Origin of the sequence: uncultured Cyclobacterium sp., assembly GCF_963977555.1 — a bacterium.
Lineage (GTDB): Bacteria > Bacteroidota > Bacteroidia > Cytophagales > Cyclobacteriaceae > Cyclobacterium.
The window spans coordinates 535,602-560,123 of the sequence record NZ_CAXBPD010000001.1 but is presented as its reverse complement, the minus strand read 5'-3'; the positions used below and the strand labels follow the sequence as shown (position 1 = coordinate 560,123).

Annotated in this window: 20 protein-coding genes; 14 read left to right on the top strand and 6 right to left on the bottom strand. The window is 37.5% G+C overall.

Going from position 1 to position 24,522, the window contains the following annotated elements:
* Positions 1-186 precede the first annotated feature (186 nt).
* Together AAC073_RS02035 and AAC073_RS02030 are read left to right on the top strand one after the other, a co-directional pair.
* Positions 187-348 carry a hypothetical protein gene (locus AAC073_RS02035; RefSeq protein ID WP_339922161.1) on the top strand — a complete coding sequence of 54 codons (162 nt, stop codon included), beginning with the start codon at positions 187-189 and terminating at the stop codon, positions 346-348.
* Between the two features lie 113 nt (positions 349-461).
* Positions 462-1,865 carry a UDP-glucose 6-dehydrogenase gene (locus AAC073_RS02030; RefSeq protein WP_339922160.1) on the top strand — a complete coding sequence of 468 codons (1,404 nt, stop codon included), beginning with the start codon at positions 462-464 and terminating at the stop codon, positions 1,863-1,865.
* A gap of 137 nt (positions 1,866-2,002) precedes the next feature.
* Here AAC073_RS02030 and AAC073_RS02025 read toward each other — a convergent pair whose 3' ends face one another.
* Together AAC073_RS02025 and AAC073_RS02020 are read right to left on the bottom strand one after the other, a co-directional pair.
* The gene (locus tag AAC073_RS02025; protein WP_020890298.1) at positions 2,003-2,371 is read right to left on the bottom strand and encodes a BlaI/MecI/CopY family transcriptional regulator; all 369 of its coding nucleotides are present in this window, start codon (positions 2,369-2,371) and stop codon (positions 2,003-2,005) included.
* A gap of 340 nt (positions 2,372-2,711) precedes the next feature.
* Positions 2,712-3,464: an acyl-CoA desaturase gene (locus tag AAC073_RS02020; RefSeq protein ID WP_339922159.1), complete on the bottom strand. Its 753-nt coding sequence runs from the start codon at positions 3,462-3,464 to the stop codon at positions 2,712-2,714.
* Between the two features lie 172 nt (positions 3,465-3,636).
* Between AAC073_RS02020 and AAC073_RS02015 the strand changes: the two genes are divergently transcribed.
* The 4 genes from AAC073_RS02015 to AAC073_RS02000 all read left to right on the top strand — a co-directional run bounded on the left by AAC073_RS02015 (position 3,637) and on the right by AAC073_RS02000 (position 10,421).
* Positions 3,637-4,257, top strand: coding sequence for a sigma-70 family RNA polymerase sigma factor (locus AAC073_RS02015; RefSeq protein ID WP_339922158.1), 621 nt, complete (start codon positions 3,637-3,639; stop codon positions 4,255-4,257).
* 146 nt (positions 4,258-4,403) lie between these two features.
* Entirely contained in the window at positions 4,404-5,462 is a 1,059-nt protein-coding gene (locus AAC073_RS02010) for a FecR domain-containing protein (protein WP_339922157.1), read from the top strand.
* A gap of 110 nt (positions 5,463-5,572) precedes the next feature.
* Complete coding sequence (locus AAC073_RS02005) at positions 5,573-8,884, top strand: TonB-dependent receptor (protein WP_339922156.1); 3,312 nt, start codon at positions 5,573-5,575, stop codon at positions 8,882-8,884.
* Positions 8,885-8,906: 22 nt separating this feature from the next.
* Complete coding sequence (locus AAC073_RS02000; RefSeq protein WP_339922155.1) at positions 8,907-10,421, top strand: RagB/SusD family nutrient uptake outer membrane protein; 1,515 nt, start codon at positions 8,907-8,909, stop codon at positions 10,419-10,421.
* A gap of 121 nt (positions 10,422-10,542) precedes the next feature.
* Here AAC073_RS02000 and AAC073_RS01995 read toward each other — a convergent pair whose 3' ends face one another.
* Entirely contained in the window at positions 10,543-11,868 is a 1,326-nt protein-coding gene (locus tag AAC073_RS01995) for a S41 family peptidase (RefSeq protein WP_339922154.1), read from the bottom strand.
* 195 nt (positions 11,869-12,063) lie between these two features.
* Between AAC073_RS01995 and AAC073_RS01990 the strand changes: the two genes are divergently transcribed.
* Positions 12,064-12,720: a TetR family transcriptional regulator C-terminal domain-containing protein gene (locus tag AAC073_RS01990; RefSeq protein ID WP_339922153.1), complete on the top strand. Its 657-nt coding sequence runs from the start codon at positions 12,064-12,066 to the stop codon at positions 12,718-12,720.
* A gap of 3 nt (positions 12,721-12,723) precedes the next feature.
* The gene (locus AAC073_RS01985) at positions 12,724-14,046 is read left to right on the top strand and encodes an AarF/UbiB family protein (RefSeq protein WP_339922239.1); all 1,323 of its coding nucleotides are present in this window, start codon (positions 12,724-12,726) and stop codon (positions 14,044-14,046) included.
* A gap of 14 nt (positions 14,047-14,060) precedes the next feature.
* Here the strand turns inward: AAC073_RS01985 and AAC073_RS01980 are convergent, their stop codons facing one another.
* A complete protein-coding gene (locus tag AAC073_RS01980; RefSeq protein ID WP_339922152.1) occupies positions 14,061-15,128 on the bottom strand; it encodes a serine hydrolase domain-containing protein in 1,068 nt (355 codons plus the stop codon).
* Positions 15,129-15,488: 360 nt separating this feature from the next.
* Between AAC073_RS01980 and AAC073_RS01975 the strand changes: the two genes are divergently transcribed.
* The 3 genes from AAC073_RS01975 (at position 15,489) to AAC073_RS01965 (ending at position 18,632) form a co-directional block, all read left to right on the top strand.
* Entirely contained in the window at positions 15,489-17,078 is a 1,590-nt protein-coding gene (locus AAC073_RS01975) for a M81 family metallopeptidase (protein WP_339922151.1), read from the top strand.
* Positions 17,079-17,373: 295 nt separating this feature from the next.
* Positions 17,374-17,949 carry a hypothetical protein gene (locus AAC073_RS01970; RefSeq protein ID WP_339922150.1) on the top strand — a complete coding sequence of 192 codons (576 nt, stop codon included), beginning with the start codon at positions 17,374-17,376 and terminating at the stop codon, positions 17,947-17,949.
* Positions 17,949-18,632, top strand: coding sequence for a DUF2490 domain-containing protein (locus tag AAC073_RS01965; RefSeq protein WP_339922149.1), 684 nt, complete (start codon positions 17,949-17,951; stop codon positions 18,630-18,632). Before AAC073_RS01970 ends, AAC073_RS01965 begins: the two co-directional genes overlap by 1 nt.
* A gap of 167 nt (positions 18,633-18,799) precedes the next feature.
* On the opposite strand, the gene AAC073_RS01960 is transcribed toward AAC073_RS01965, so the two are convergent.
* Positions 18,800-19,261: a hypothetical protein gene (locus AAC073_RS01960; protein WP_339922148.1), complete on the bottom strand. Its 462-nt coding sequence runs from the start codon at positions 19,259-19,261 to the stop codon at positions 18,800-18,802.
* Positions 19,262-19,449: 188 nt separating this feature from the next.
* Between AAC073_RS01960 and AAC073_RS01955 the strand changes: the two genes are divergently transcribed.
* Positions 19,450-19,653, top strand: coding sequence for a hypothetical protein (locus AAC073_RS01955; protein WP_339922147.1), 204 nt, complete (start codon positions 19,450-19,452; stop codon positions 19,651-19,653).
* 43 nt (positions 19,654-19,696) lie between these two features.
* On the opposite strand, the gene AAC073_RS01950 is transcribed toward AAC073_RS01955, so the two are convergent.
* The gene (locus AAC073_RS01950) at positions 19,697-21,058 is read right to left on the bottom strand and encodes a transglutaminase-like domain-containing protein (protein WP_339922146.1); all 1,362 of its coding nucleotides are present in this window, start codon (positions 21,056-21,058) and stop codon (positions 19,697-19,699) included.
* Positions 21,059-21,357: 299 nt separating this feature from the next.
* Here AAC073_RS01950 and AAC073_RS01945 point away from each other — a divergent pair, with 299 nt between their 5' ends.
* Together AAC073_RS01945 and AAC073_RS01940 are read left to right on the top strand one after the other, a co-directional pair.
* Positions 21,358-23,001 carry a sodium/sugar symporter gene (locus AAC073_RS01945; RefSeq protein WP_339922145.1) on the top strand — a complete coding sequence of 548 codons (1,644 nt, stop codon included), beginning with the start codon at positions 21,358-21,360 and terminating at the stop codon, positions 22,999-23,001.
* 21 nt (positions 23,002-23,022) lie between these two features.
* Positions 23,023-24,513 carry an FGGY family carbohydrate kinase gene (locus AAC073_RS01940; protein ID WP_339922144.1) on the top strand — a complete coding sequence of 497 codons (1,491 nt, stop codon included), beginning with the start codon at positions 23,023-23,025 and terminating at the stop codon, positions 24,511-24,513.
* The last annotated feature ends 9 nt before the right edge of the window (positions 24,514-24,522 follow it).

Sequence of the window (24,522 nt, the reverse complement as noted above, 5' to 3'; positions counted from 1 at the left end):
TTAAATAGTGAATTTAAAGCAGCGTCGTTACCTATGTTGATTGGATTAATTCTTATTTTATTTTTTTTAGTTTGCGTATTATCAGGTGTTTATGGGTTCTGGTCGAATGGATTTTTGGATTTCAATTTTATTTTTAAAGAAATAATTATTTCCTCAATTCGGAGTCGCTTTATATCAATTGGTGTAATGAATACTTCTGAACCAAAATTAAAACTAATCATAGATTTAAAAGCCATATTTAATCCTGCTCAGAAATTGGTTATTGCAATGTCAGATGTGGGCAATGATGTGAGAAGTCCTACTCGTACCGTTTTAGTCTTCCATAAACTCATGATAAAAGGAATCTAAAGATTTAGCGTATAGAATTTAAATTTTAGTATTTTAGTATAATTTTTAATAAGTAGAGTAAAAGGGTAAGATGAGGTTCACCCTGATTTTATAAATGTTTTAAACTATAAGAAATGAAAGTCCAGAATATTTGTTGTATTGGTGCTGGTTATGTTGGAGGCCCCACAATGGCCGTAATAGCAAAAAAATGTCCAGATATTAAAGTTACAGTAGTCGATATCAATGAGGCACGTATTGCAGCATGGAACGATGAAAATGTTGAAAACATCCCCGTGTATGAACCTGGTTTACCAGGAGTAGTTGCTGAAGCTAGAGGCCGAAATTTGTTTTTCTCTACAGATGTGGACAAAGCAATTGATGAGGCTCAAATGATTTTTATTTCTGTTAATACACCTACCAAAACATATGGTGAAGGAAAAGGACAAGCAGCAGATTTAAAGTGGATAGAACTTTGTGCAAGACAAATTGCCAGAGTAGCAAAAGAAAAGAAAATAGTAGTAGAGAAATCTACGCTACCTGTAAGAACGGCTAGTGCTTTAAAAGATATTTTAGAACACACTGGCAATGGGATTAATTTCCAAATACTTTCCAACCCTGAGTTTTTAGCAGAAGGAACAGCCGTTGAGGATTTAATGGCTCCAGACAGGGTGTTAATTGGTGGTGACCAAACTGAAGAGGGCTTAGATGCGATCAATTCCTTGGTGGATGTTTATGCTAGATGGGTACCGAGAGAGAGAATACTTACCACCAACGTTTGGTCTTCGGAATTGTCTAAATTGACGGCTAATGCTTTTCTTGCACAACGAGTTTCCTCTATTAATTCGCTTTCAGAGCTTTGTGAACACACCGAAGCAGATGTAAATGAGGTATCAAGGGCTATAGGTACTGATTCTAGAATTGGGCCTAAGTTTCTTAAAGCATCAGTAGGTTTTGGAGGTTCATGTTTCCAAAAAGACATCTTGAATCTAGTGTACATTTCTCGGTCTTATGGCCTGGATGAAGTGGCAGATTATTGGGAACAAGTGATCATAATGAATGATCACCAGAAAAAACGATTTGCTAAAAAAATTATAAAGAATTTATACAATACCGTAAGTGGGAAAAAAATTGCCTTTCTGGGTTGGGCCTTTAAAAAGGATACCAATGATACCCGAGAATCGGCTGCTATCTATGTAGCGGACCACCTTTTGAATGAGCAATCAAAGGTATCCGTTTTCGACCCTAAAGTGACAGAACAACAAATATATTCTGACTTGGATTATTTAGGCAGTCGTAATCCTGGAGAGAACAAGGAGTCTTTAACAGTTGATACTGATCCTTACCGAGCCTGTAATGGGGCGCATGCCATTGCTGTCCTTACTGAGTGGGATGAGTTTAAAACATATGATTGGCAAAAGATCTATGACAATATGTTAAAACCAGCACATGTTTTTGATGGAAGGAATATTATGGATAAGAAGGCCTTGCAAAATATAGGTTTCCAGGTACACTCCATTGGCAGTGCCGATGACAATTAAAGCTATACTGTTCTAGACAAAGAAGTAAGAGGAGGGTTGATTTTTACTCCTCTTACATAAGTCTGAACTAAAAAAAAGGTGAACGATTTATTGTTCACCTTTTTTTGTACTGGTTATGAAGCGTTAGTTATTAAAGATTAGTTTTCTTTAACATCATCTTTCACTTCAGCCATGATTTTTTCCAAAGCTTTGATATCTAATTGCTCATCTTTGGCAAAAAAGGAAGCTAGATTAGCAAATGAACCGCTAAAATACCCAGTCAATAAATTTTTAATTGTAAAACTTCTGTATTCGTCTTTTGAGACTATTGGATAATATTCGTGCGATTTCCCATATGCTTTGTGCTTTACAAAACCTTTCCTTTCAAGAATACGTATGATTGTCGAAACGGTGTTGTACGCTGGTTTTGGAGCGGTCATTTTTTCCAAGACATCTTTGACAAACCCTTTCTCGATGTCCCATAGAATCTGCATTATCTGCTCTTCTGCTCTTGTTAGTTCTCTCATATTGAATTATTATTGTAGGTGATTTTTTATGAACTTAACCATTTAGTTTTTTATTTGCAATACTTTTTTAAAAAAACATGGGGTTTCACTTGGTATTTTTCAAAAATGTCCCTCAAATACGGATTTTTAAATAATTTGTCATGAAGAATATGCTTATACCAACAATTAGCAATATAAAGGATTGATCAATGATAATATTCTAAGATGGCAAACTTACCTCTAAACCATCTATTCTTATATTCTTATGAGAAAGGTCAATAATTATATTATTCAAAAAGTAAAAAAGTGCTAAAAATTAATTTCTAGCACTTAAAATAAGTTTTTGGAGGGATCGTAAGATTTATTTTACGGATTTTAGTTTGATAATTCCTGTCGCATGAAGTAATTTGACTATAGGGTAGGTCGGGTCAAACTCGAACCATTTCACTGCAAAATTCACTCTTTTAGGTAGTCTATGGTGGTTGTTTTGGAATAGCTCTCCAAGCATAAGAAAATCTAGTATCAGTGAATTTTTAGATTTATCATTGTTATCAAAATTGGCATAGCCATATTTGTGACCACTCCAATTGACTATAGCGCCATGGACAGGACCCATCATGAAATGAATGGGTAAAAGGAAATACATCCACCAATGGGTGCCAGGAAGATCAAACACACTAATGCTAAGGACATAAATCATAACGTAGACAATAACCCATCCAATGCGGATCCCCATCGTATCTGCAAAACGATCAAATTTATTCCAATCAGGAACATCTTTAATGAACCTTTCCTCAGGTTTTGCTCTAAAAGAAAAATGTTCATTGTAAATTTTTTTGGTTTTCCACATCATGGTGAAAAGATTTTCAGTATGATGTGGACTATGTGGGTCTAAAGGAGTGTCGCTATATGCGTGGTGCATCCTGTGTAAAATAGCATAGGCACGAGGCGATAGGTAAGAGCTTCCTTGACAGGCCCAAGTGAAAATGTAAAAGAATTTTTCCCAATATTTGTTCATTACGAACATTTGATGGGCAGCATACCTGTGAAGGAAAAAACTTTGGCAAAACAAGGAGAAATACCAGTGCAGGAGAAAGAAAACAATTAGAATCACTTGAGATATAATTTGATATAGTTTGTAAAATTAAATCGTATTTTCATTAATTACGCAATCCAGCCATTATTTTTTACAAAAGGTGATTATATTCATATTTCTGGACCCTCTTTGGCGAATTTTAAGTCGATTTAGTTTTCTTTTTAATTCTTAAAAAGAAAACGATACATTTATGGAATTAATGAATCAACCCGACCCAAATATTAACCGTTCTGTCAAGGTCCTTTCATCTGAAAATAACGCAAATGAAAAGTTATTAGTAAGTGATTCATACCTGTGGCAACAATTTAAAGACGGAAGTGAAGCTGCATTTATCAAAATTTACAATGATAATTTCAGTTTGCTTTTTAATTACGGATTTCAACTAGTCGGTAACCAAGAGCTTATTGAGGACTGTATACAGGATATTTTTATTTACCTTAGACAAAGAAGAAGTTCGCTTGGTTCAACAGATTGCATTAAGTTTTATTTAATGAAATGCATGAAGAGGAAACTAATTAAAGAGAATAAAAAGTCCAAAATTTCATTTTCATTGGAATCACATGAAGGTTTTTCAATAACTTTTTCTCATGAAGACTTTCTAATCGACCAACAAATTGAACAGGAAAAATCTGATAAACTTAATATTGCATTAAGTCTACTTTCCAAAAAGAAAAGAGAAGCCATCTACTATTTTTACTATCAAAATCTTAATTATGGCCAAATAAGTGAGTTATTTGGATTTTCTCATATTAAATCTGCGAGAAATTTAGTGTATAAGGCCCTTGCTACACTTAAAGATTCCATGAAGTAAAGGATTTATTTTTAGGGTGTTAGGAATTAATCCTGTCAAAAGTAAACACTCTTTATAAGCCCATTTAATTTTTTTTTAACAAATTTTCACAATTTTTTGATGTCATTTTGGCTCTTCGCCCCTTATAGGGTTGAAGGTATCAAATAATGGGAAACAAAGAGGGAACATCACTGGTATTATTAACAAATCCTGAATTTGTTCAATGGGTATTGCATCCTAATAAGGAATTGGATATTTATTGGGAAAATTGGATGCGCGTACATCCTGAAAGTATTCATGAGGTAAAAGAGGCAAGAGAGATTCTTCTTGGTTTGAAACACAAACCACTTCATGTTTCTCAGGAGGTAAAGTCTAGGGTTTTGCAAAATATCTTAGCAAATGATAAACCTGTTTCATCTGAATTATCTCGTTACTCGTTTGATTATAAGGAAAGTAGATCATGGTTGACCATTAAGCAATGGTATAAGGTTGCAGTGATTTTAGTTTTAACCTGCTATACAGGCTATTTGTTAAATCATTTTATAGGATCAGAGAGTCCTTCAGAAGAAAATCAGGAAATACAAGCTACTTTAATCACGAAACTTACACATAACGGAGAGAAACTAAATTTTAAACTTCCAGACGGTTCCTCTGTTTGGTTAAATTCTGGAAGTCAATTGACCTTCCCTAAGGAGTTTGATTCTCTTGAGAGGAAAGTAGTATTGATAGGTGAAGGGTATTTTGAGGTCAAGAAAGACACCTTAAAAGCATTCAAAGTGGTTTCGGGAAATTTGGAAACAGAAGCATTGGGTACATCCTTTAACGTTAATTTTTTTAATCCAACGCAAGTATTGGTCTCATTACTCAGTGGTAAAGTGAAAATCCAGACCAAGGCCTTGGAGGAGAATTTTATACTTGAGCCAGGTCAACAACTGCGATATATTCCAACGGAAAAGGAAATTAAAATTTTTAAGGTTACATCAGAAGCGGCAATTGGTTGGAAAGAAGGCTTGCTTACCTTCAAAAATGCTGGATTTAATGAGGTTATTGAAAGCCTGGAGCGTTGGTATGGTGTCAAAATTCAAGTATCAGGTAAGCCATCAAAGGCTTGGAAATTAAGTGGTAGGTATGAAAATCAAAATCTTGATTTGGTGTTGGACAGAATGTCCTTCGTTGAGAATTTTAATTATGAAATAAATAGAAAAATCATTCACTTAAAGTTTTAATAATATGCATAAATAAGAAAATAGGGGGGTCCCTCGAAAATAGGCAGTTAAGCAAAGTAATTTGCTATGCCTCACCAAAATAAACGATTGAACAGTAAACCAATAAAACTATGAAATTTAAATTACAGAAGACAATCTACCTATTGTCACGCTATTTGCTATATGGGTTTTCCTTGCAGCTCATATTCTTTAACCTGGTTTTGGCATTAAATGTCAATGCTCAGTTCAATAGCATAGAAGATGTAAAGGTGAGTGTGACAGAAAATGAAATGACTTTAGGGGAATTTCTGCTCAAAATAGAGTCAGAAACTGCTTTTACTTTTTCTTTTGATAAGGCGGATGTTAATAAGAACATTTCACTGCTGCTATCCAAAGGGAATGCTAGTATAGAATCATTTTTGAAAGAGATCGCCTCACAAACTTCTTTAGGTTTCCGCCAAGTCAATGACCAAATTGACATACGCCGTACAAAAAATGAAGATATAATGACTCTTATCGAAATAAAAAAGAACATTAAAGGTGTGGTTAAGGATGACGAAGGTCAGCCATTGCCTGGGGCCACTATTTCTGTACAAGGGACAACTACTGGAACTATTACTGACCTGGATGGGAGTTATTCCCTAACTGTTCCAGATGGGGCTACTTTGGTTTTTTCTTATATTGGATATGAATCTCAAATCATTAACATAGGAAATCAATCTATCATCAACGTAACCATGTCAATGGATGAGTCTTCTTTAGAAGAGGTCGTGGTAGTAGGTTATGGAACACAGAAACGTAGTGACCTTACGGGTGCTGTTTCTTCTGTTAAAGCCGAAGAATTGACTGCTTACCCAGCCATTGATGCTGTCCAAGCTTTACAAGGAAGAGCTGCGGGAGTACAAATTCAGTCAAACAATGGTGCTCCTGGTGCCAGTATGAAAGTAAGGGTAAGAGGTGGAACCTCTATCAACGCCAGCAGTGATCCTATATTTGTAGTGGATGGTTTTATTGGTGCAGCTATGCCTCCTCCAGAAGACATCGCTTCAATTGAAGTCCTTAAAGATGCTTCTGCAACTGCCATTTATGGTTCAAGGGGAGCCAATGGTGTCATAATGGTGACCACTAAAAGAGGTAAGTCAGGTGCTGCAAGGATTGAATTCAATACTTCTTACAGTATGCAGAATGAAATCAATAGGCTTGATTTGCTAAATGCAGCTCAGTTTAACGATTATATTTCAGATGCACGACCAAATATACAGCCTGCGGGTGGTGATACTGATTGGCAAGACCAAATATTCAGAACAGGCGGTATCCAAAACTACCAGCTTTCCATTTCCGGAGGGACGGATAATGTTAATTATTATGTATCAGGTGCTTATTTTGATCAGAAAGGTGTCATTATTAATTCTGATTACAACAGGTTTAGCATTACCAGTAATTTAGATATCCAGGCATCAGAAAAACTTAAAATAGGACTGAATCTATTTGCAAGAAGAAGTAACAGTGATGGCGTAAGAACGCAAGAAAACTCTGGTGGATTAACTCCTGGAGTAGTTGCTTCGGCCTTCAAATTTGAGCCTGATCAACCAATCTATAAGCCAGATGGCACATTTACAGTGGCGAGACTTAATGATCCACATGACAATCCATATGCTGTGGCTACCCAATTGGAAAACGAAAATGTAAATGACAGGTTTCAAGGTAATTTCTTTGCGGAATATGATATCATAGAGGGCCTTAAATTTAAAACAACCTTTGGTGCCACTGCCAATACTTCTAGAACTGGAACCTATGCGCCAACTACTGTTACTGAGGGAAGAAATGTAGGTGGAGATGCTTCTATTGATGCTTTCAGAAACACTTTAGTATTGAATGAAAACTACCTTACTTATTCCAAAACATTTGGTACTGACCACACTGTTTCGGCTATGGGTGGTTATTCTTTCCAATCTTCTGAAAGCGAGAGTTATGGTGCTAGAGGTACTTCGTTTATTACAGATGCCTTCTCTTTTTGGAACCTTGGATCTTCAGCTGTATGGCAGGCACCGAATTCTTCGCTAACTGACTGGCAGATTTCCTCGTATTATGGTCGTTTAAACTATTCCTTAGGAGATAAATACCTCATCACATTCAATGCGCGTTATGATGGTTCTTCTACATTTTCCAAAAATAATAAATGGGCATTCTTTCCTTCTGGAGCGATTGCATGGAACATGAAAAACGAACAATTCCTTGAAACTTCAGACCTTATCAGTTTTTGGAAGTGGAGAGGAAGTTATGGTATTACTGGTAACCAAGCCATTTCTCCTTATCAAACTTTGGCCAGGTTCACACCTGTTTTCACCATTATTGATGGAGTACCTGTAAACGCAGTAAGGCCTACTACTGTAGCCAATGATAATTTGACCTGGGAAACTACAGCGCAACTGAATATCGGGACTGATGTAGGGTTTTGGGATGATAGGGTTACTTTCTCTGCAGAATATTACAGGATGGTAACTTCTGATTTATTATTTGCGGTACAATTGCCTCAATATTCAGGATATACTACCCAACTAAGAAATATTGGTGAAGTAGAAAATAAAGGTGTTGAACTTACTTTAGGTGCTAGAAATCTTGTAGGGGCATTCCAGTGGGACATGGATATCAATTTTTCCAGAAATAGAAATAAGGTGCTCTCCTTACCAGAAGGAACTGAAATCCAATACGGATCAGGTCCAGGTCATATGGTTGGTTTAGGTACCACTCAACTATTGAAGGAAGGTTACCCAGTAGGAAGTTTTTACGGTTGGGTTTATGATGGCGTATACCAAGAAGGTGATGATTTTATACCAGGTGGAGGTTTTGAACAACAACCAGGTGGAGAGAAGTTTAAAGACCTTAACAATGATGGAATCCTTAATAGTGATGATAGAGAAATTATTGGTAACCCCAATCCAGATTTCTTTTGGGGGTGGAACCATGCCTTTAGGTACAAGAATTTCGACCTGAATGTCTTCTTCCAGGGTTCTTTTGGAAATGATATTCTTAGCTATACTTTAATGGAGCTTAATTTGATGTCAGGTATCAACAATGCGACTACAGCTGCACTTGATAGATGGACACCTACCAACACCCAAACAGATGTACCCATGGCGTTCAATGGTAGAACCCGTAGGGTTTCAACCAGATGGATTTATGATGGTACTTTTACGAGGTTAAAGAACCTTTCTTTAGGCTATAATTTCCCTAAAACCATAGTAAATCGTTTGAACTTATCAAAACTGAGGTTGTATGTTAGTGCACAGAATATCCTGACTTTTACAGAATATGAAGGATATGATCCTGAGGTAAATTATCGTTCTGATGGCGCCACAGATGGCAACCGAAATCTAGGATTGGATTATGGAAGTTATCCTAATGCAAAAAGTTATACCGTAGGTCTTAATGTAGGATTTTAGGCATCAAAAAACAGAAACAATCATGAAAACGAATATATATAAATCTCTCGTATTGGCAGCCACTTGTCTGTTTGCAAGCTGCGCTGACTTGGAAGAAAAGCCTGTAGGCTTATTGGCACCGGAAAGTTTATTTAACTCCGAAAAGGATGTGGAAACAGCCATCTTTGGTGCTTATGGGTGGATAGCCAGTGAAAGGCTGTACGGTAGGCAATTTGTTACATCTATCATGTTAAGAGGTGATATGGTCGATATTGGAGACAGAGGTACTCCTGCTGAAAGGCAGCAAGTTAATGACTTTAATATGGATGATAACAATGGTATGGTAAGGGTTTATTGGCCTTATTGGTACCAGGTAATTAGTGCTGCCAATGCAGCAATTGCAGGGGCTGAAGGTTTAGACCTTGATGAAGCAGTTAGCAATCAATTAATTGCTGAAGCCAGGTTTGTAAGGGCATTTAGTTATTATCACTTGGTACGCGTATTTGGCGACATTCCTTATATCGATTATTTTATTACAGATCCTGAAGCGGTAAAAGATATTTCCAAGACTTCCGTGGCAGATGTCTATGTAGGGATTTTGGCAGATTTGGAATTTGCAAAACAATACCTTCCTGATACTCAACCTAACAATGTTAGGTCAAGGCCTTCTAAAGGAACAGCAGCATCTTACTTGGCCTCTGTAAATCTTACTTTAGAGAATTATTCAGCTGCTTATGAAGAAGCCAAATGGGTGATTGATAATAAGGACAGGTTTGGTTATGACCTAGAACCTGATTACCAAAATCTTTTTAGAGCTGATATGGCTGATAACTTAAAGGAACACATATTTTCTATTGATTTCTTAGGACAGCAAAATGGTGGTGGAGGAGCTAATGATGATATCATGCCTCCAATGACTGGTATTCGAGGCGCAGACAATCTTGGTTGGAGTGTATGTGTTCCTTCTATGGCAGTGTACAATACCTGGGATGATAGAGACTATAGAAAGCAGGTTAGCTTTGAAAATGAGGCCTTGGTCAATGGTGTAATGGTATCTTATACTGAGTTCCAAAACACCCAAAGACCACACATTGCCAAATACAGAAGGTTCCCTGGCAACAGTAATTCAGATGGCAGGTATTCCGATAACAACTATGCAGCCATGCGTTACGGTGAAGTGTTGTTAATAGCGGCAGAAGCTGCCGCAGAAGTGAACAATGGACCTACAGCAGAAGCAATGTCTTTAGTGAATGCTATTAGAGAAAGAGCCAGGAATGCTGCAGGGCAAATGAATAGTTTCCCTGAAGATGTTCGATCTGGTATGGATAAAGATTCATTTATCAACTTAGTGCTTGAGGAAAGAAGGATTGAACTTTCTTTTGAGTATAAAAGATGGTATGATATTAAAAGGAGGAATTTAGGTGATGCAGTTTTTAAAGGAGCAAATAGCCTCGAACCGCATCCTAATTTTGATGCTTCAAGAGATTATTTGATGCCGCTACCAAACTTGGAATTAGATGTAAATCCAAACCTAGCTCCACAAAATCCAGGTTATTAATTGGATATTGAAAATCAAAGGGTGGCAGGTTTATCCTGCCACCCTTTTTTAATTTTATCCCAAGATTGGAATTAGAAAATTCTAAATAATTATATCGTTAAAGATCAACGCACATTTTGGGTTAATACGCCGGGAATTCTTTTTGAAGACCAGTAAAACCATCAATCATCTGCCATTTCTGTTTATATGACTTAAGTCGGGAAGTGGCATTCAGACTTCCATTTAAGATAAAGGATAGGGCAGTGGATAATCTATCGTCGTCAAGGTTACCCCAATTGACAAAAGAGTCTTCTGAAGCTTCAATATCCACAGGAAAACCATCATAATATTCAGCTTCACCTGAAGCATTTGAAATGGCAAAGGTAATGGGAACCAACTCCACATTATTTTGATCCAAGGTCTCATTAAATGAGGACAAGGGGAAAGACCCTACAGGTTTGCCATAAGTTGTTTCACCTATTAATACTACCTCCATATATGGTTTCAGACAATTTATCACCAATTCGCTTGAAGAGGCTGATCCTCTTGAGGTAATTACTACTAATTTTTCTAAATCAATATTATTGCTCTTTTCGAAATTATAAAGCTCGTTAAGATTGTCCTTTTCGGTATTAAATGCATTGGTATACATTAGTTTACCGTTGGCTTGCGATGGTACCAAAGCATTCATTATTTGCTCGGCTACATCTACCGAACCTCCTCCATTGTATCTTAAATCAAGAATCAATTCATCAATGTTTTCCGATTCGAAATAATTTAATGCCTCTTCTACTTCCAGACTTTTGGTAGGCATTAAATTGGCAGTAGCTTTGAAACTGTTGTATACCCAATACCCGATTTTTTTATTCCCTTCTTCAATAATTTCCTTGTGAAGGACAGAATTTGCCTGATAATCATTCTTGATATTGGTTCTAGAAGTGGTACTTCCATCAGGTAGTTTGAACGTGAAAGTATTAGAAATGCCAGGCAAATTGTCCCCTAAATTAAAATTATAACCCCCTTCCACCCTATAAGAAGCTATTGGCTTGCCATTCACCTCAATAATCTGCCAACCTCTTTGCCAACCGTCCTTTCCGGCCGGTGAATCATCGTATACAAAAGAGACAAACAATTCATCACTGTCATTTAAGCCAAAGCCAAATCCATGCCCTACATTTTGCCCTGTAAATGCATCATTAAAATCTTTTTTTGTAGTAAGGTAAGACCACCTATCCAGTTCAACGTACATAAGGTTATACAATAATTCATCATTAGTCCCATAGCTATTGACGTTTACTACACTTGGTAATTGGTCGTTCCAATAATACCATTCCCGCATACTTTCCAAAATGGCATTTTTAACGAGATTAGGGTCTTGGGGAGTTTCGTCTGTAATTTTTTCACACGATGTAGTGCTGAAAGCAGCTACAAGAAGCATTGAAAAGATAGTAATTTTGGCCTTTAACATTGAAGTGAAATGGTTAAACTGTTTAATAAATAACGAAAAAAATCAAAATATAGATGTTTAAATTTTAATTCAACCCTCGTGAATCTACTCATTCTCCAACAGGATGTTATTAATAATTAAAAAAATTCACAACAATTAACAAACCACTAGGGCATTTATCTTGTTAATAGGGGGAGACTAAATTAGTATTTGAAAATGACAGAAAAAACTAAAAATCAGCAAACTGACGATAGTAAAATTATTGAAGGGTATATTAATCATATTTTAGAGACGGGGCACGAGCCAGCTTCTGTTTTTAAGTTTGCCAAGGACTTAAAAATGAAAGAAGCTGTCTTTTATGAGCACTTCACTTCTTTCGATGCTGTGAAAAAAGCAGTATGGGAGTTAATTTTTGAAAACACCCTTTTTACCTTGGAAAGCCAAGAGGTTTACAAAACCTATACTTCCAGAGAAAAGCTGCTGGGGTTTTTATTTACTTGGATTGAAGAATTAAAAGAAAGAAGGTCTTACTTACTTGCCGTCTATGGCGATGTAACAATAAAGGACAGAAGTTTCCCCAAAGAATTAAAGGGGTTTAAATCAAAATTTAAGGATTTCGCCAATAGTATCGTCAATGAAGGAAGGGCAACAGAGGAAATTGCTGAACGACCTTATTTGACAGATAAATATCATGAGGCCATATGGTTACAGGTCATGTTCGTGTTTCGATTTTGGTTAAAAGACGATTCCCCAGGTTTCGAAAAAACGGATGCGGCCATAGAAAAGTCAGTGAATTTGGCTTTTGATCTGATGGGGAAATCGGCAGTGGACAGTTTTGTTGATTTTGCAAAATTTTTATTTCAATCCAAATAAATGATGACAGAGAAATTGAATGAGCAGCAAAGCATACCGGTTTCAAAGGTGCAAAGAGCAGCTAAATTTATAAGTACGGGAGCTAAGGTCGGTGGGAATTACGTGAAGCATTACGCAAAAAAAGTGGTGAACCCTTCGATGACCAAAGAGGAACTTCATAAAAATAACGCTACAGACATTTATGACTCATTAAGTGAGCTTAAAGGCAGTGCGTTAAAGGTGGCTCAGATGATGGCAATGGATAAAAACATGCTTCCCAGAGCTTACCAAGACAAATTTACGATGGCACAGTACAGTGCACCACCCTTATCATATCCCTTAGTAGTAAAAACGTTCAATCAATATTTTAAAAAAGGTCCCGAAAGCCTTTTCGATACTTTTACTACTTCCGCTGTAAATGCTGCATCGATAGGTCAGGTACATAAGGCCACAAAAGGGGACAAAGTATTTGCAGTTAAAATTCAATATCCAGGGGTAGCTTCCAGTGTGAGGTCGGATTTGAAATTGGTTAAGCCATTTGCACTTCGATTATTGAATATGAATGAGCGGGAGTTGGACAATTATATGGACGAAGTGGAGGGGAAATTACTCGAGGAAACAGACTATCAATTGGAGGTCATAAGGAGCAAAGAGATTTCAGAAGCATGTAGTCATATAGAAGGCCTTAACTTTCCAAAGTATTATGAAGAGATGAGTAGTGCTAGAGTGATTACAATGGATTGGATGGAAGGGAAACATTTAAAAGAATGGTTGGCAACAAATCCTACGCAGGAGGCAAGAGATAGGGTGGGACAAACCTTGTGGGATTTTTATGACCACCAAGTACATAGTTTTAAACAAGTACATGCAGATCCTCATCCTGGTAATTTCATTATACAAGGAGAAAATGAATTGGCAGTGATCGATTTTGGCTGTGTGAAAGTTATTCCAGAGGATTTTTATTCAGGATATTTTTCATTGATTAAAAAGGATTTGTTGATCAAAGAAGAAGAGTTGGATCAAATCTTTTATCACTTGGAATTTATATCTGACCGAGATTCCCCAACCGAAAAAATATACTTCAAAAACACCTTCAAGGAAATGATATCTTTGCTTGGAAAACCTTTCCATGTAGAAACATTTGATTTTGCGGATGATGATTATTTTCAGATGATTTTTGCCTTGGGAGATAAAATTTCGAATGACAAAATGTTTAGAAAATCAAAGCAGGCAAGGGGATCACGGCATGGATTGTACATCAATAGAACCTATTTTGGTTTGTACAATCTATTGAACCAATTGCAGGCAAAAATACAGACGACTAAACCGGAATGGCTTAAGAGTTAGAAGTATTCTTTTGTTTACAAATGTTTTATCATGCTATAAGCCAATTTGTATGGAAGTAGAGGGTCATCAAGTTGGTTGGTCGTTCCTGTCATGAAGGTTTGAAATTCAGGTATGTAAAAACTGAATGCGCCAGAGGTAAAACCTGAATTCCCAATGATTTCAGGATCTTTGGTGGTGGTTGGCAAGATGCGTGATTTTTGGAATCGAAGAAGACCTTTACCTTGACTCAACCCTTGTCTAAATGGTAGCCATTGCTTTGTGTTTTCCAGTTCGGAGAGAGGGAAAAGATGGCCATGGAAAAAAGCCTTAACAAAGCTGAGGCTGTCTTTGGCTGTACTTACGATGCCTCCTGAGGCACCAAAAGAAACCATGGACAGAGGTGAATTTAAGGGCTTGTTTTTATATGAATACAGGGAGGGAGTTCTATCATTTGGGTCTTTGTACACATAGGTTTGGTTCATAGAAAGTCTACTGAAATGAAAATCGTTTAAGGTCTTCTCCAACGACTCACCATTTATACTTTCAATGACCTTACCAAGTAGTTGGTCATTGGTAGAGGAGTAGACCCTTTTTTTTGATTGCCCCGGTTTGAAATCAGGTTTTTGATTTTTTGTTCTTTTTAAAACTTCTGCATATCCCCATTCTTGGTCTATACCGGAGAGAATGTCTTCTTTTAACGGATTCTCATTGTCTTTGGAATAATTCAAAAAATCAGGAATACCAGAATTCTGCGAAAGTAAATGGGAAATGGTGACCTCGTGGGTATAGTCTTTTCCCCGTATGCTAATTAATCCTTCGTAATCCTTTTCGATAAGAAAGTCTGTAATGGGCTGATCCATTCTTAGTAAACCTCTGACTTTTAATTTCAGCACGATTGCCAACAAGTGAAGATTCCCTAACTCCGTAATAAAATAGGGCTGATCTAAGGATACATCCCCCGTAGTTCCCGACCAAAGCAATGGCTCTGAATTTTCTTTATAAATGCTAAGAACAAGTCCAGGAATTTTTTTCTGGTTCGAAAACTGGTTTAACGCTTTATTCCAGGCAGTGAAAATAGTAGATTCCCTGTCGGTTGTAGTCATAAAATAATATTTATGATTAAAAGGGTAAGTTACTAAAATAAAACTTTAAAAGTCAAACAGTATTAAAGGTTCGCAATTATTTAAAGGTTAAATAATTGTGTTTGTAATTTACCAATGATCTTTATGGAATTTAATATAGCAGTAAGTTTCAGGGAATGGATTTTTTTAGCACATGTTTCATTAAATAGGCCTCCCATACGAGCCTACACGGATCAATGCTATTATTGCATTTAAATGTGAAAATGTAAAATTATAATTTTATCTACTTAGCTAGATTTTATGTTGAAAAATAACGTATTTTGATATATAGACGATGATTGATCAAAATTTTGGTCTTTTTTATCATTAAATATTACTACTATGCTAAGAATAAAATCTTGCTATTCCCTGATGGGTTTAATTGGTGCATTACTAATCTTTAGTAGCTGCAGTAACAATTCTACAGAAATTAAGGATGAAGACAGGCAACTACCAAGGATAGCGATAGCTGGGCTAGCGATAGAGTCAAGTACATTTTCACCTGCGGTTTCAGAGAAAGATGCTTTTCATGCGCGTAGGGGCGAAGAAATATTTAATTATTACCCATTTATGAACCAGGACTCTGCCAATCGAACAAGGGCAGAATGGTTTCCCACCTTAAGAGGTCATGCCATTCCTGGAGGGATTGTTTCGCGAGAAGCCTATGAATCACTAGTTGGAGAAACCCTGGACAGGTTAAAAGAAAACTTGCCTTATGATGGTTTGTTTTTTGACATTCATGGTGCCATGAGTGTTATAGGTTTAGACGATCCAGAGGGTGATTTTATTGAAAGAATTAGAAGTGTAATTGGTAAGGAAACGCTTATTTCCACTTCTATGGATTTGCATGGAAATGTCTCTTGGAGGCTCGCGGGCAACACGGATTTAATAACTTGCTACCGTATGGCACCGCATGAAGATGCACTCGAATCCAAGAAGCGCGCAGTGGATAACCTTTTGGAGCGCTTAGAGTCAGGCAAAGGAAAACCAGCGTATAAGGCTTATGTTCCTGTACCTATTTTGCTCCCTGGGGAAAAAACGAGTACTCGTGTAGAACCTGGAAAGTCCCTTTACGCAGAAATAAATCCGGTAACAAAGCAAGAGGGTATCATTGATGCCGCTATTTGGGTAGGATATGCCTGGGCAGATGAGCCAAGAAACCATGCGGTGGTAATGGTGACAGGAGATTCCAAGGATTTGGTCAAGCAAATAGCAGAAAAACTTGCCAATAGTTTCTGGGAGAAGCGAAATGATTTTGATTTTATCGCCCCTACAGCCAGTTTGAAAGAGAGCCTCGATATGGCTATAGACAGTCAAGAAAAGCCCTTTATGATCAGTGATATGGGGGATAACCCTACTGCTGGTGGAGCTGGTGATGTTACTTGGACACTGAAAGAAATACTTGATCGACCTGAATTTAAGTCTGATTCGGGTCCTTCTCTAATTTATGCTTCTATTCCAGGTCCGGAATTGGTAGAAGCGGCTATGAAAGTTGGCGTAGGATGCAAGGTTTCTGCTAAAGCAGGAGCAGCAGTTGATGACCGTTTTTCACCACCAATACTTTTATCAGGTACTGTAGAGGCAATAGAAAAAGGAGATAAAAATGCTGAAATTGAAGTTGTTGTTAAGGTAGGGAGTGTAAATGTCATAGTCACTAAAAAGAGGAAACCCTATCATAGAGAAAGTGATTTTACCAATCTGGGTTTAATGCCTAGAGATACAGATATTGTGGTCGTAAAAATTGGCTATCTGGTACCCGAGCTATATGACATGCGAGCAGATTGGATAATGGCACTTACTCCTGGTGGAGTGGATCAAGACCTGGAAAGACTGGAATTTAAACGCATTAAGCGGCCCATGTTTCCGTTTGATAAAGACATGGATACCCCCGATCTGAGTGCACAGTTGGTTCCCGCATCAAATGAATTTTGATCAGATGTATCTGTTTTGGGTTATTTAGATTAAAAAAACGGATGCCTTCCCCATCTCATTGAAATCTTAAACGGCTCAGAGTTGCTGGACTGAGTATATTCCCTTTAATTTACATTATGAAAATAGTATGCCTGATTTGTTGTTGAAAAACGACAGGTCAGGCAATTCTATTTACAGAAAAATTTCAATTTTCATTCAAGAAGTATCAATTATCAATGGGTTGATTTCTTATTTGTACCGTAATACCTAAAGCAGAAAACTTCTAGAGCGTCAGAATTGTATGAAATCCGAAAAAATGGTAAAAAAATATTGGGCTATTTTCTTCTTTTGTTTTTTTTCTCAATTGACTTATGGACAGGTGAAAATTGAAAAGGAATCAAGGGTAATGAGCAATGAGGTTCCTGAAATAGCCATAAAATGGCTGGAAGATGTTTTTGACCATAAGAAAAAATTAAAATGGTATTTTGAGGAAAGTGCTAACAGTTGCAGCTTTGAAGCTAAATTTATTCGAAAGGGTAAAAAGTACAGTGTTGAATTTAGTGAAACTGGCTTTATTGAAGACATAGAAGTATTTGAACATTGGAGAAAATTACCGCATTCTGTAAGAGATAATATCTCGGATTATATGGAGGATTTGTTTATTAAGTCACGAATAGAGAAAATTCAAATTCAATACACGGGAAGCAAAGAGGACATCCAATATTGGGTGCAGACTGATTTATTGAATCAAATGGTGGTAAAATATGAAGTGGAGTTTTATGGTCAAACGGAGAATTCAAAAAAACTATGGGAAGGATTATTTGATAGGGATGGTAAGGTCCTGATGAAAAGAGAAATTTTATTGTCACCTTCAAATAATCTATTTTATTAATGCGTAAACTATTATTAATCTTTCTTTTGTCTCTTCCTGCTCATCTGATGGCCCAAGGAACCGTAAGGCTATTTGGGTTTTTCCCAGAATTTCAAGTTGGTTTTAAAGCAACAGAAAAACTCAAGGTCATAGGTAAAATAGAAAGTCAACACGGAATGGCGGAAAAGTTCGAAGGAAAGGACGTTGATGTTGGTTACTTTCACAATCTTACAGATTTTCAAGGATTTTTAGGGACCAAAATAAACCCCTTTATTGATATTGCTGGCGGTTATCAATACCGCGTAGATAGTCGTGGAGAGAATAGCCACAGAACAATTCAGCAAATATCCATTCTTCAATTACCTGGGAATTACAAGATTGGCCATAGGATAAGAACAGATCAAACCTATTCCGTATTTGAGAAAAACAGTTATAGGCTTAGGTATAGAATGTCTTTTGAACTTCCAATTGAAGGCAAAAGCCTTGATCCGGGAGAATTTTACTTGGTATTTAGCGATGAAGTACTTTATAGCTATCAGGCAAGGGAAAGCGGCATTGAAAATCGATTAGTGGCTTCTCTAGGTCACCTGTCGAAAGGAAAGCAGAAATTTCAGGCGGGAATCGACTATAGAACAGATCGATTTTTTGATCCTGACCTAAGACACAGGAGTTGGTTTAAATTTGGTTGGTATTTGAGTTTTTAGGGCTAAACCCGTATTGATTTCAAACCACCTATTGGCTTGTGGCATAACTCAAATGCAAAAAACAAATCCGAATTAACATAGTCAGAGGGATTTAACCCTGACTATGTTTTAGAGCTGGGCCTTTTAGGCTTAGTCCAGGTTTCAAATTGAATCATAACTTACCCAGCTTAATAGACATCAATAATTTTATAATTTTGCCCCTTCATACTAAATGCGTCGCCTTTCTTTTTGCCTTTCATTTCATTGTAAATTGGGGCTTCACGCGATATACCGAATAAGGTGTGACCATCAACTTCAAATTGCTCTAAACTCACACTTGGAAAAAAAGTCATTTTATCCGTCTTTACTACAGCACCAAGCGTTACTTCAGTGAAAAGATGGTCTGAAGTTTTCATTTGCTTTAAAAAATCCAACTCTTCAATTACGAAGTTTAACTCTCGTGAAATACGGTGGATGACAAGAGCACTTTCGTTTTCCTGACCTTGTTGGTCATATTCCTGTGGTTCGTCTTGAGGTTGTTGGTCTCCCTCTCTTATTTCTTTTATCCTTTGTCTAAAATCTGACACGATGCTTTCTTGATGGTTGATGGCTTCTTCCATCACTTTTTTCTTATAGGCTACTTTATCCATGATTATTTATTTGTTTTGCCTGAAACGTGTCAAAAAGACTGCCAAAAATGTTATTTATTGATTTATTTTTAGGGGCGGCCTACGAAGAATTTAACAATAGACTATTCCGTAAAATTCTTAGAAATGATCTATTATTTTTGAATTTTTTAAAAAAGATGTATCTTTAGTAGAATCAGAATTTGTAAAATATGAAAATTGTAAAAAAATTAAAGGCATATGCTATTTTTACCCTATTGATGGGCTTCTTCTTTACGTTTACTGTTTCTTCCTGTGGAAGTAAAAAGGGTGAAAGTACAGAACAGACGGAAGAACACCCTGCGGCGGAAGAAGAGCATCCTACTGCAGATGAAGAACATCCAACAGATAGTGATGAGCATCCAAAAAAGGAATAATACCAGTCATTAAAAAAGCGCTAGATAGCGCTTTTTTAATGACTTAATTTGTTCTCGTGAAGGAAAATGTTGTCTTAGCTACTGCTGATTCCCCATTGATTTCCAACACAGGATAGGCCATGAAATTTACTGGGCCTGCTTCTGGTCCAGGGCTCAAGTTGAGGTCCCTACCTCTGCTAAACTCTATCCTATTTGCAGGGTGGCGGCCGAAATAATAGGTTGAAAGTGCGGTGTATTTATTTCCTTCACTTATGTCTACTGGCCACCATTTCCCATCAGCATAAAATTCAGCCCAGCAATGGTAACCATCAATACCACCTTCATCCCTGTCAGAGGGAATTGCTGCCCCTATAGAGAACCTTGCAGGAATGCCAACTGACCTTGCCATAGAAATAAATAAGGAATGGAACTCCGTGCAATTCCCAGTTTTGGTATCGCAAGCGTAAATCGAATCACCTTTGCCATAGTCTCCGTACTTCATGTATTTCATATTGTCTATGATATAGTCGTATATAGCCCTTGCTTGTATAAGGTGACTGTCTTTCTTTTTTTCTCCAATTGCCTCCAAAGCCAATTCCCTAAATCGTCTTCCTACTGGCATTAATGCACTCGATTCTAAATAACGAGGGGCTATCTCAGTGCTGTCCTCATAAGGCCCTTTCTCTTTCCTTTTTACATTATAAACCATTGTCACTGGCTTGCCACTCTCTTCTGAACTGAGGTCCAGAAAAAGGATGTCATTGTTATTCGCATCATCTTTAATGATCTCGTGTTTGCCGGGGATATCTTGTTTTATAAGTTCTATTTCCTGAAAATCATCAGTAACAGCTACTGGAATCCACATTTTGGCCCTGCCTTCTATAGTAGGTAAAATCACTTCGTAGTTGAATTGAAATTGATCTTCACCTTCTATTACTCCAAGTAATTTGTTACTTGCCTCAGCTACAGGAAGCCTATGCCAGGTTTTGTCAGGTTTTTGCTTCCAGGTGTAAAAAGGCTTACCATTCAATTTGTGAACGGTGGTTTCGGTTACCTCCATTGCGCCAGGTTCCCCTTCCATGAAAAAATCCACATCATATACGTCTCCACTGGTATCTGCAAGGTCAACGCAAGCAAAATGACTGTTTGGGCCTAAGTTTGACAGGTATTCCGTGTGAACCCGAACCAGTTGCAGCCTTAATAATTTGCTGTCATCTCTAACGAGAAAATAGCCCTCATTTCCTGCTGCTTTGTTTGTAATAAAAGCTTTGATGCCCTCTTCAATATCAGCAATGTCTACCTTTGGTATAGACTTAGCTTCAGTAGCTGGTTTTTTTGTGTCCTTTTCTTTGGACTGGCAACCTACAAAAGCAAAGCAAATGAAGGATAAACAAATCAGCGAAGCAAAACACGAAAGATTTTTCATTTTAAGTCTTTTAATGGTTGATCTAAGGGGGCTTGAAAGAAATTAATTGATATAAAGTTAGTGTTTCTTACTCAAGTATCAAGTAATGCATGGTAATCCGATTTATTCCTATCAGGAGAATTAGAAAAGCCAGTTGCCATTCCAATTTCAGTACTACAAGCAATAAACAGAAACCAATGGACTACCTTTCTAAGGTATTTTATTTTATCAAAACCATTATTGATTATATTGCATCTTAATTTTTGATTTCTAATATGCAATTGAACTAAGAAAAGCACAAACCCATTAATCCAAAATTCATGAATTTCACCTCATTAGACCTGGCCATATTCGTTGGTTATTGTATTCTCATTATACTGATGGGATATTTTGTATCAAGAGAAAAAGAAGGCCATGTAAAAGATTCCAATGATTATTTCTTAGCCAGTAAGGCCTTGCCTTGGTGGGCAGTAGGAGCATCCTTGATAGCATCAAACATTTCAGCAGAACAATTTATAGGGATGTCTGGATCGGGGTTTGCACTTGGCTTGGCCATATCTACTTATGAATGGATGGCCGCAGCTACTTTAATAGTCGTTGCTATATTTTTCCTTCCCATATACCTTAAAGAGGGAATTAGCACCATGCCTCAATTTCTGCTCAAAAGATATGATAGCAGGGTAAGGACAGTAATGGCTGTATTTTGGCTATTGGTATATGTTTTTGTAAACCTTACTTCAGTGCTTTATTTGGGAGCATTAAGTCTTGAAACCATATTGGGAGTCCCCATGATGTATGGAATTGCAGGACTAGCAGTGTTTGCAATGCTGTATTCTATTTATGGAGGGCTAAAAGCCGTGGCTTGGACAGATGTGGTTCAGGTATTCTTTTTAATCTTAGGTGGCCTAGCTACTACTTATCTGGCGCTATCAATGGTGGGCCAAGGAGATGTATTCCTAGGTATATCAACACTCTTGAATGAAGCACCAACTCATTTCAATATGATTATTAATGAAGGAGAAATGATGATTCCTGATGGTGGAGGAGGTGAAAGGGATGCCTATATGGACTTGCCTGGACTTTCTGTTTTAATTGGTGGTATGTGGGTAATCAATCTTAGTTATTGGGGTTTTAATCAGTACATTACACAAAGAGCCTTGGCGGCGAAATCGTTGAATGAAGCTCAAAAAGGGATGCTCTTCGCTGGGTTCCTTAAGTTGCTAATGCCACTTATTGTAGTGATACCGGGTATAGCAGCCTATGTGATTGTTAATCAAGGTATAGATCCGGCGTTTGCTGAATCAATGACCGACCCTGTTAGTGGTATTATCAAGTCAGACAGAGCTTATCCTACATTACTTCAGTTGCTTCCATCGGGCTTAAAAGGACTGGCCTTTGCTGCCCTGACAGCAGCCATCGTTTCTTCCTTGGCCTCCATGGCCAATAGTACAGCTACAATATTTACGCTAGATATTTATAAAAATTTCTTTGAAGAAAATGCTTCCGAGAGAAAACAGGTGAGAGTTGGTAGAATTACAGCCATTGTTGCCTTTATAATAGCGGCTATCGTTGCTCCGGCATTAAGAGAGTTAGATCAGGCCTTTCAATACATACAGGAATACACAGGTTTTGTGTCTCCGGGTGTGTTTGCCATTTTTGTGTTTGGTTTCTTTTGGAAAAAAACGACTTCAAATGCAGCATTGACAGCAGCGGCATTGACAATCCCTTTATCAGCCGCTTTTAAATTTTTGATGCCTGCCTTGCCATTTATAGATCGAATGGGTTTGGTCTTTTTAATCCTTTCAGGACTTATCGTTGCCATCAGTTTATTTGAAGGCAAAGGGAAAGATCATCCAAAGGGAATAGAGATAAGCAAGGACCTATTTGGCACAAGCACTCAGTTTAAAATAGGTGCAATACTGATATCCGGTATAATCGCGGCCCTATACATTGTATTTTGGTAAATTTTAATTTCCGTTCGTAACATGAGACAACTCCTAATAGGATATGATATTGGCAGTTCTTCTGTAAAAGCCACCCTACTAGATGCCGATTCTGGTAAAGTGGTTGCAGCAAAAGGGCTACCTGAAGTAGAGATGAATATAGATTCCCCTCAAAAAGATTGGGCGGAACAGGATCCTGAATTGTGGTGGAGGTACATTAAAGAAACAACGAAAAATATATTAGTTAAGGGCCATGTAAGGGCCGGAGAAGTAAATGCAATAGGTATCTCCTACCAAATGCATGGTTTGGTGATGGTGGATAAAAATAAAGAAGTCATCCGTCCTGCCATTATTTGGTGTGACAGTAGGGCAGTGGAAATCGGAAATAAAGCTTTTTCAAATTTGGGAAGTGAATACTGTCTAGGTCACCTGCTAAATTCTCCGGGGAACTTTACCGCCTCAAAACTTAAATGGGTAAAGGAGAATGAGCCTGACAAATTCAATAAAATCTATAAAATAATGCTTCCGGGTGATTTTATAGCCATGAAACTTACTGGAGAAATCCTCACCACAGAATCTGGTTTATCAGAAGGGGTGTTCTGGGATTTTCCAGAAAATAAGGTTGCAGACAGGCTTTTATACCATTATGGGATAAATGCGGATTTGCTTCCCAAAGCTGTTTCTTCATTTGGTATGCAGGGGGGCTTGTTGCCAGAAGTTGCCCAGGATCTGGGCCTGGATGCAGGAGTGCCTGTAACTTACAGGGCAGGTGATCAACCCAACAATGCCTTTTCACTAAATGTGCTTCAGGAAGGGGAATTGGCCACCACTGCAGGAACTTCCGGAACGGTCTTTGGCGTTAGTACCAAGCCTGTATTTGATCCTTTATCAAGGGTCAATACTTTTGTACATGTCAATCACCAAAAAAGTGACCCGAGGTATGGTGTTTTACTCTGTATCAACGGAACAGGAATACTTAACAGTTGGCTTAAACGATCCTTTGGTAGTCAATCGCTGAATTATGAAGAGATGAATCACTTGGCAGCAGAAGTACCAATAGGTGCTGAAGGGCTAAGTTTTCTACCTTTTGGCAATGGGGCAGAAAGAATTTTGGAAAATCAACAAGTCGGTGCACATCTTTCAAAGTTAAACCTTTTGAAGCATGACAAAAGGCACGTTTTCCGTGCTGGTCAGGAGGGAATAGTTGCAGCACTGACTTATGGATTTAACATCATGAAGAGTATGGGGCTCAACTTGAAAACGGTGAAAGCTGGTAGAGCCAACATGTTTTTAAGTCCGATTTTCAGAGAAGCTTTTGTTAATATGAACGATGTTTCTCTTGAACTTTACGATACAGATGGTGCTCAAGGGGCGGCCAGGGGAGCAGGAATAGGAGCAGGAATTTATTCAGGTGCTGAGGAAGCATTTCAGGGATTGGATAAAATCCAGGATTTCGAACCAGATGCACATAAAAAGGAAGCCTACGAAGCTGTTTTTTCCCAGTGGGAAGATTGCTTAAACCAGATAAAATAATTTACAATA